The 7,787-nt window shown below is 65.5% G+C and carries 7 protein-coding genes and 1 pseudogene; 2 read left to right on the top strand and 6 right to left on the bottom strand.

Annotation, left to right across the window (positions count from 1 at the left end; all coding sequences use genetic code 11):
- Positions 1-59: 59 nt before the first annotated feature.
- Positions 60-2,306, bottom strand: a complete 2,247-nt coding sequence (parC, locus tag Q7O19_RS12345) for a DNA topoisomerase IV subunit A (RefSeq protein WP_303810807.1) — start codon at positions 2,304-2,306, stop codon at positions 60-62.
- A gap of 41 nt (positions 2,307-2,347) precedes the next feature.
- A complete protein-coding gene (recO, locus tag Q7O19_RS12340; RefSeq protein WP_303810806.1) occupies positions 2,348-3,076 on the bottom strand; it encodes a DNA repair protein RecO in 729 nt (242 codons plus the stop codon).
- Between recO and Q7O19_RS12335 the strand changes: the two genes are divergently transcribed.
- The gene (locus Q7O19_RS12335) at positions 3,075-3,902 is read left to right on the top strand and encodes a cistern family PEP-CTERM protein (protein ID WP_303810805.1); all 828 of its coding nucleotides are present in this window, start codon (positions 3,075-3,077) and stop codon (positions 3,900-3,902) included. The genes recO and Q7O19_RS12335 overlap by 2 nt on opposite strands.
- Here the strand turns inward: Q7O19_RS12335 and era are convergent.
- Together era and rnc are read right to left on the bottom strand one after the other, a co-directional pair.
- Positions 3,899-4,813 carry a GTPase Era gene (gene era / locus Q7O19_RS12330; RefSeq protein ID WP_303810804.1) on the bottom strand — a complete coding sequence of 305 codons (915 nt, stop codon included), beginning with the start codon at positions 4,811-4,813 and terminating at the stop codon, positions 3,899-3,901. The two genes, Q7O19_RS12335 and era, sit on opposite strands and share 4 nt — an antisense overlap.
- Positions 4,810-5,547 carry a ribonuclease III gene (rnc, locus tag Q7O19_RS12325; RefSeq protein ID WP_303810803.1) on the bottom strand — a complete coding sequence of 246 codons (738 nt, stop codon included), beginning with the start codon at positions 5,545-5,547 and terminating at the stop codon, positions 4,810-4,812. Before rnc ends, era begins: the two co-directional genes overlap by 4 nt.
- Before the next feature lie 92 nt (positions 5,548-5,639).
- Here rnc and pgi point away from each other — a divergent pair, with 92 nt between their 5' ends.
- On the top strand, positions 5,640-7,142 hold the full coding sequence (gene pgi / locus Q7O19_RS12320) for a glucose-6-phosphate isomerase (protein ID WP_303810802.1): 1,503 nt from the start codon (positions 5,640-5,642) through the stop codon (positions 7,140-7,142).
- A 78-nt stretch (positions 7,143-7,220) separates the two neighbouring features.
- Here pgi and Q7O19_RS12315 read toward each other — a convergent pair whose 3' ends face one another.
- Positions 7,221-7,406, bottom strand: coding sequence for a hypothetical protein (locus tag Q7O19_RS12315; RefSeq protein WP_303810801.1), 186 nt, complete (start codon positions 7,404-7,406; stop codon positions 7,221-7,223).
- Positions 7,407-7,469: 63 nt separating this feature from the next.
- Positions 7,470-7,787: pseudogene (locus Q7O19_RS12310) on the bottom strand (arginyltransferase); the annotation flags it as partial.

Raw genomic sequence — 7,787 nt, 5'->3', positions numbered from 1 at the left:
TAAGGATGACACCGATCATGGCGCCATCCTTACCCAGGCCCGGCGGTGCTGGCGAGTGCTCAGGCGGTGAACTTGTTGTCGCGTGGGAAGCCGTTGGGTGGCATCCGCCCGGCGCTGGCGCGTGCGCCCTTCCAGAAAGTCAGGTCGGCTTCCGTGCGGGTGCGGCCACTGTCGCCGCCCATTGGCCAGCTCAGTCCTTCCGCCATCACGAACGTCCGCACGTCGCTCATGCCGCCATCCTTGTATTTCTGCAGCGCCACGCCCTGGCCTTTCTGCATCTGCGGCAGTTCTTCGAGCGGGAAGACCAGCAGTTTACGGTTCTCGCCGATCACCGCCACCATGTCGTCGGCCGGGGAGATCCAGCGCACAATGGCCAGCCGCGCATCGCCCTTGGGCGACATGATCACCTTGCCCTTGCGGGTTTCCGCCAGCAGCTCGGCGCTGTCGATCTGGAAACCGCGACCATCGCTGGCCACGAGCAGCAGGCGGCGATCGGGCTGGTGTGTGAACAGGCTGACAATCTCCGTCCCTTCCGCCAGATCGATCATCAGCCGCAACGGCTCGCCCAGGCCGCGTCCGCCGGGCAGGCGATCGGGAGAGAGCGTGTAGAAACGGCCATCGCTGGCCGCCAGCACCAGGCGATCGGTGGTGAAGGCGTGGAAGGCGTAGGCCGGCCCGTCGCCTTCCTTGAACTTCAGCGCTTCGGTGCTGGCCAGATCGACATGGCCCTTCATCGCGCGAATCCAGCCCATGGCCGAACAGATGATGGTCAGCGGTTCCTTCTCGATCATCGCCTCGATCGGCACGAACTTCACTTGCGGCGCATCCGCGATACTGGTGCGGCGGCGGCCGAGCAGGGTCGTGGGGCCATAGGCGACGCGCAGCGCGGCCAGATCGGTGGCCAGCCGCTCGGTTTGCTGCGCCTCGCTGTCGATCAGGCCACGCAGGCCCTTGGCTTCCTCGGTCAGCGCCTTGTTTTCGCGGGTGATCTCGATCTCTTCCAGCCGGCGCAAGCTGCGCAGCCGCATGTTGAGAATGGCTTCAGCCTGCACCGCAGTCAGATCAAAGGCCGCAATCAGCTCGGCCTTGGCATCATCGGCTTCGCGGATGATGCGGATCACCTCATCCAGGTTGAGATAGGCCTTGAGCAAGCCGCCGAGCACTTCCAGCCGCGCCTCAATCCGGCCAAGCCGATAGCGCGAGCGGGCAACCAGCACTTCGCGTTGGTGGATCAGCCACTTGGCGATCACGGGTTTGAGCCCCAGGACGCCCGGCCGGCCTTCATCCAGAACGTTCATGTTGAGCGGGATGCGCACTTCCAGATCGGTCAGCTTGAACAGGCTTTCCATCAGCACGTCGGCATCAACATTGCGCGATTTGGGCGTGATGACGATGCGCAGCTGCTCGTCGCTTTCATCCGCCACGTCGGCGAGGATCGGCAACTTCTTCTCGGTGATCAGTTCGGCCAACTGCTCGATCAATTTGCCCTTCAACACCTGATAGGGGATCTCGCTTATGATGATCGTCCAGGTGCCGCGGCCTTGGTCTTCCACGCTCCAGCGCGCGCGCAGGCGGAAACTGCCGCGCCCGGTGAGATAGGATTCGGCGATGCTGGCCCGCGGTTCGACCAGCACACCGCCGGTGGGAAAATCAGGCCCGGTGACGAACTGCAGCAGATCGGTTTCTGGTGCATCGGGAGCGCGTAGCAGGTGCAGCGCCGCATCGACAATTTCCACCACATTGTGCGGCGGGATGGAGGTGGCCATGCCGACCGCGATGCCGGCCGCGCCGTTGACCAGCAGGTTGGGGAACAGGCCGGGGAACACCTCCGGCTCTTCCTCTTCGCCGTTATAGGTGGTGCGCATCGGCACAGATTCTTCGTCCAGCCCGTCCATCAGGCGGATGGCTGCATCGGTCAGCCGCGCTTCGGTGTAGCGCATGGCCGCCGCGTTATCGCCGTCGATATTGCCGAAATTGCCCTGACCATCGACCAGCGGCACCCGCAGCGCAAAACTCTGCGCCAGGCGCACCATCGCATCGTAAACCGACTGGTCACCATGCGGGTGATATTTGCCGATCACGTCCCCCACCACGCGGGCGCATTTCTTATAGCCCTGATCGGGGTTCAGCTTCAGCAGCCGCATCGCCCACAACAGGCGGCGGTGCACTGGCTTCAGACCATCGCGCAGATCGGGCAATGATCGCGCGGTGATGGTGGAGAGGGCATAGACGAGATAGCGATCGCCCAGCGCCGCGCCGAACGGGGCTTCGATGATATTGTCGCTTTCGGGGGGGAGGCTGGCCATGGCGATGGGTTAGCGGTGGCGGGCATTGCCCGCAAGCGGTGTCAGCGGGTGAGCAGGCTGACCAACCGTTCGCGGGCTGTCCAGCAGCGCTTTGCCACCACGCCATCACGCAGTACTTCGCGGGCGAGGAAGTGCCCGGTGAGCGCCAGGCCGTCGGCAATGGCAGCGGCATTGGATTCGCCCTCACCCAGCAGGAAGACGGGCAAGCGCAGCAATTTGGCCGCCCAAGGCTCCCCCGCGCCACGGCTCACAGCTTGGCGAGACTTGGGCGAAACAAACGCCAGATCACTGGTCGCGCCAGTGGCTGCGCAACTGGTTAGATGGAGGCCCAGCCCAAGTTCGGCGAGCAGCGCCAGTTCCAGCCGTACCAAAGCCGGGCCAACGTCTGTCGCCAGCGCCCCCGCGGCCGCCGCGCCAAACAGCGCATCAAACAACGGGAACAGCCGTGGCTGGGCCTCGCCTTCGTTCAGGCAGTTGGCCGACAGGCTGGCGAGATAATCGACCAGCGCCAGCGCCGCCGGCCCGTGCATCATCGCCATGTTGGTGCCCAGCGGATGCACGGTCGCAAAGGCCAGTTGCTGGGGCGATTTCGTTACCAGATCGAGCGCGACGCGATTGCCGATCTGCAGCACCGGCCGCAGTTTGCGCCCGCGCCCGCCCTGCACATAGGCTGCGACAAGCCCCTGATCCGCCGACAGGAATCGCGCCACCACGGCATGTTCGCCGTGGGGTGCAAGGGCCACCACCAGTGCAGGTTCAACGCGGATCATGGCGGCCATCATAGTGGCAAGCGTGCCCGGCGCAGCAAATATGAACGTTAACCAAAAAATTATAATTGATTCAGGGAACCGGATCGACTATCTATGCATTAGTAACGGGATGTTAATGACCATGAACAGATTTGCGTTCGCTTTTGCCTTGGCTCTTGTGGCGGCTCCGGCAGCCGCCGTGGTGCCGCTGGTGAATTCGCCGATCACGGTCACGTCGGCCGATGTCGGCAAGTCGTTCACCTACACCTACAATGGCATCATCGATGAACAGAGCCAGGCTGGTCTGGCGTCGGCGATCACGTTCACCCTGAACAGCGTGTCAGGACAGGTCTGGAACTTCACCGCCGAGATCGACAACACACTGTCCACCGCACCCGTCGGAGGCCGCATCTCCAGCTTTGGTTTCAACGGCAATCCGGAAATCATCGGGGCGACCCCGATTTCGGGTCCGTTCGGCACAGCCGTCATCAACGCCGGCTTCCCGCAAATTGGCGGCCAGACCACGATCGATTTCTGCCTGATGGCCAACAACAACTGCCAGGGCGGCGGTGGCGGCGGCGTCACTAATGGCAATGTGGCGACGCAGGAATTCGCGCTGAGCTTCGCCAACAACATCACCTCGGTGATCTTCAACAACTTCATCGTGCGCTACCAGTCCATCACCGGCAGCGGCCTGGGCACTTCCGGTGTCGGCATGGGCACCAACGATGGCGGCTTCAATCCGGGCGGCGATCCCATCCCGGAACCGTCGAGCTGGGCGATGTTGATTGCCGGCTTTGGCCTGATCGGAGCGATGGCGCGCCGCCAGCGGATCGTCGCAGCTTAATCCACGAAATCGAGGCCGACCGCGCTGTAGAGGCTGCGGTCTTCCCCCCAATCGGCGCGCACCTTGATGTGCAGGAACAGGTGGACCTTGCGGCCCAGCAGGTCGGCAATGTTGGCCCGCGACGTCGCGCCGATTTCCTTGATGCGGCTGCCGCTCTTGCCCAGCACGATGGCTTTCTGGCTGTCCCGCTCGATGATGATCTGCTGGTGGATGGCCACGCTGCCGTCGCGGCGCTCCTCCCACTTTTCGGTTTCAACAGTGGCGGCGTAGGGCAGTTCGGCATGCAGTTGCAGATACAGCTGCTCACGCGTCAGTTCGGTCGCCATCAGCCGGGTGTTGGCATCACTCAACTGGTCTTCCGGATAATGCCACGGGCTCAGCGGCAGGCGTGCGGCCAACGCCGCCTTCAGTTCGGTAACGCCATCCCCGCTGCTGGCACTGATGAAGAAGATTTCCTCGAACTTTGCCAGTTCGTTGCAGCGGCTGGCCAGATCGAGCAGCCGCTCCTTCACGCAGATATCAACCTTGTTGAGCACCAGCAGTTTCGGTTCGCGGCGATTGGCCAAGGTGGCGATGATCTCGGGCACATCGCCTTTCAGCCCGGCCTTCGCATCGATCACCAGCACGATCACCTCGGCATCGGTCGCGCCATCCCAGGCCGCCTTCACCATGGCGCGGTCCAGCCGGCGACGCGGGGCAAAGATGCCGGGCGTATCCACCAGCAGCATCTGCGCACTCTCATGGATGGCGATTCCCACCAGCCGCTGCCGCGTCGTCTGCACCTTGGGCGACACGATGGCGACCTTCTGGCCCACCAGCGCGTTGACCAGCGTGGATTTGCCCGCGTTGGGCGCGCCGACCACGGCGATCGTGCCGCAGCGGGTGGTGATGGGGGTGAGTTCGGTGGTCATGATTCCAGGCTTTTCAACAACAGGGTGGCAGCGGCCTTTTCGGCCTCTTGCCGGGATTTGCCGCTGGCACTGGCCGGCGGGGCGCCGCGCACGGTCACTTCCACGGTGAACACTGGCGCGTGATCGGGGCCATCGCGGTTTACCACCAGATAATCCGGCATGCCCAGCCGGCGCTTCAGTGCCCATTGCTGCAGGGCGCTCTTGGGATCGTTCAGGAATGGGTGATCCGATTGCATCATCGGGCCCCAGTGGCGGGTGACAAACGCCGAAGCCGCCGTCCAGCCGCCATCGATGAACACCGCCGCCGTTACCGCTTCGGCCACATCGCCCAGCACATTGTCACTGTCGGCCAGGCCCTTGCCGCGGCTCACCGGTTCCATCGCAATCAATGGCCCGGCGTTCCAGCCGCGCGCCACGCGGGCGTTGGCCGGGCCTTCCACCATGGCGTGCAGCCGCGCCGTCAAGCGGCCTTCGGCTTCGTCATGCTGGCCATAGAGCAGGCCGGCGACCACGCAGCCAAGCACGCGATCGCCGAGGAATTCCAGCCGCTGGTAACTGGCGCCGGGCTGGCGGGTGGCGCTGCCGTGGGTGAGGGCGCGATCAAGCAGCGCCAGATCGGCAAATTCATGGCCCAGCACATCGCGTGCGAACACCGCCAGTCGCTCCATCCGATCGGCACGGGCCAGTTCGGGGCCGGGCCCCGGATCGGGCATTGCCTTGCGCTTTCGAGTCATCGGCTTCGCCGTGGGCCGATTGCACCAGCCGGTCAAGCCTTTGGCCGCAACAGGGCTGGACTTCGCACGCCCAAGGCCGGAAAACAGGGCGCATGGATCATCTTGCTGCCATCCGCGCCGCTGGGGCTGAACCGGTCGATATCCGCGCCCTGTTTGCGGGCGAGCCTGATCGGCTGGCCCGCCTGTCGGCAAGTGCCTGCGGGCTGCACATGGATCTGTCGCGCCTTGCCCTGCCGCTGCCGGTGCTGGATCAATTGCTGGCCGCCTGCACGGCTGCCGATCTGACGGGCTGGCGGGCGCGGCTGCTGGCGGGCGAGGCCGTGAACCTATCGGAAGGCCGCGCCGCCACTCACACCGCCGAGCGCGGCATCGGCAGCCCGGCTGATGTGGCGGTGGCCCAGGCCGCCGCCAAAGACGTGGCGCGCATCGCCGATCAGCTGCGCGCCGAGGCGGTGACCGACGTGATCCTGATCGGCATCGGCGGTTCGGCGCTGGGGCCGGCGCTGCTGAACGATGCGCTGGGCCGTGACGGGGATGGGCCCACGATTCATGTCGTCTCCAACATCGATGGCGAAGCGCTGCACCGCGCACTGGCCGCCTGCCAGCCGGCAACCACGCGGCTGGTCGTCGTCTCAAAAACCTTCACCACCGCCGAAACCATGACGAACGCCGAAACCGCGCTGGCGCGGCTGGCCGGTCGCCGCTCCGACTGCATCGCCATCACCGCCCGCCCGGATCGCGCCGCCGCGTGGGGTGCCGGCCATGTGCTGCCCTTCGCCGAAAGCGTGGGCGGGCGTTATTCGCTGTGGTCTGCCGTCGGCCTGCCGCTCGCCATTCGCTGCGGACCCGACGCGCTCAGCCAGTTGCGCGCCGGCGCCGCCGCCATGGACGCGCATTTCCGCGACACCCCGTTGCCGCACAATCTGCCGGTGCTGGCCGCGCTTGCCGATGTGTGGGCCGCCCACGGCCAGGGCCAGCAGACGCGCGGCGTGTTTGCCTATGATGAGCGGTTGCGGCTGCTGCCACCCTATCTGCAGCAGCTGGAAATGGAATCGAACGGCAAGGGCGTTGCCCGCGATGGCAGCCCGCTGCCCGGGCCAACCGCCGCCATCACCTGGGGCGGCACCGGCACGGATGCCCAGCATGCCGTGTTCCAGCTCATCCACCAGGGCACCTGCGTAGGCCCGGTGGAGTTTGTCGCCGTGCTGGAGCCGGCGCACGATCTGCCCGCCACCCACCATCGCCAGCTGCTGGCCAATTGCTTCGCGCAAGGCGCCGCGCTGCTGAAGGGGCGCAGTTTCGAAGCGGCGCTGGCGCTGTCCGGCGGCGATGCCGCGCTGGCCCGCGCCAAGACATTCAGCGGCAACCGGCCATCAAGCACGCTGCTGCTCGATCGCCTCGATCCGGCGACGCTGGGTGCGCTCATCGCCTTTTACGAACACCGGACCTTCGCGGCCGCCGTGTTGCTCGGCATCAACCCGTTCGATCAATGGGGCGTGGAACTGGGCAAGGAACTCGCCAATGCCCTGCTGGCAGGCGAAGATCTAGGTTTCGATCCCTCCACCGCGCGGCTGGTGGCGCGGGCGGGGCTCTGAACGAAAAAAACGGCGGCCACCCCGGGTCTGGGTGGCCGCCGCAAGACCAGCCGGCGGGAGGGCGCCGGCAGGCGGGTTTCAACGCCGCTCGGCGAACTGCACGGTGCTGGCGAGCTGGGTGCGGGCCAGCGCGAACTTCTTCGCGGCTTCGTGGGCATTGCCTTCCGCGCAGATCTTCTCGGCGATCTTCACTGAACGCAGCGCCTTGGCGGCATCCTGCGGATTGGCGCTGGCGGCTTCGGTGCGCAGCTGCTCGGCCTGCACGGCGCACTGGGTGGTGCCGGCCTGCGCCGGGCTGATCGCGGCGCTGGGCGGATCAGCGGCGCGTCAGTCCACTTCCCGCCACTGGCCGCCGATCAGCGCTTCGACCGGGCGGAACTTCGTCTTGTAAGCCATGCGCGAACAGCCTTCGATCCAGTAGCCCAGATACACGAAGGCCAGTCCGGCGCGGGCGGCGCGGGTGATGTGGTCCATGATGATGAAATTGCCCATGCCGGGCCGCGATTCCAGATCGGGATCGTAGAAGCTGTAGATCATCGACAGGCCGTCGGTTTGCTTGTCGGTGAGGCAGCAGCCAATGAGGCGGCCGAGGCGGCCATCGGTGGTGCGCTCGCGATATTCCACCATCACGGTATCAACGGGCGA

Source organism: Sandarakinorhabdus limnophila DSM 17366 (assembly GCF_945882885.1).
Taxonomy (GTDB): Bacteria; Pseudomonadota; Alphaproteobacteria; order Sphingomonadales; family Sphingomonadaceae; genus Sandarakinorhabdus; species Sandarakinorhabdus limnophila_A.
The sequence above is the reverse complement of the archived record's forward strand: the minus strand, read 5'-3'. Positions and strand labels throughout refer to the sequence as shown.

Bases quoted from the DNA above. Each gene is read 5' to 3' on its own strand.
- recO (WP_303810806.1), bottom strand. From the start codon at position 3,076: ATGATCCGCGTTGAACCTGCACTGGTGGTGGCCCTTGCACCCCACGGC.
- Q7O19_RS12335 (WP_303810805.1), top strand. From the start codon at position 3,075: ATGGCGGCCATCATAGTGGCAAGCGTGCCCGGCGCAGCAAATATGAAC.
- pgi (WP_303810802.1), top strand. From the start codon at position 5,640: ATGGATCATCTTGCTGCCATCCGCGCCGCTGGGGCTGAACCGGTCGAT.
- rnc (WP_303810803.1), bottom strand. From the start codon at position 5,547: ATGACTCGAAAGCGCAAGGCAATGCCCGATCCGGGGCCCGGCCCCGAA.
- parC (WP_303810807.1), bottom strand. From the start codon at position 2,306: ATGGCCAGCCTCCCCCCCGAAAGCGACAATATCATCGAAGCCCCGTTC.
- era (WP_303810804.1), bottom strand. From the start codon at position 4,813: ATGACCACCGAACTCACCCCCATCACCACCCGCTGCGGCACGATCGCC.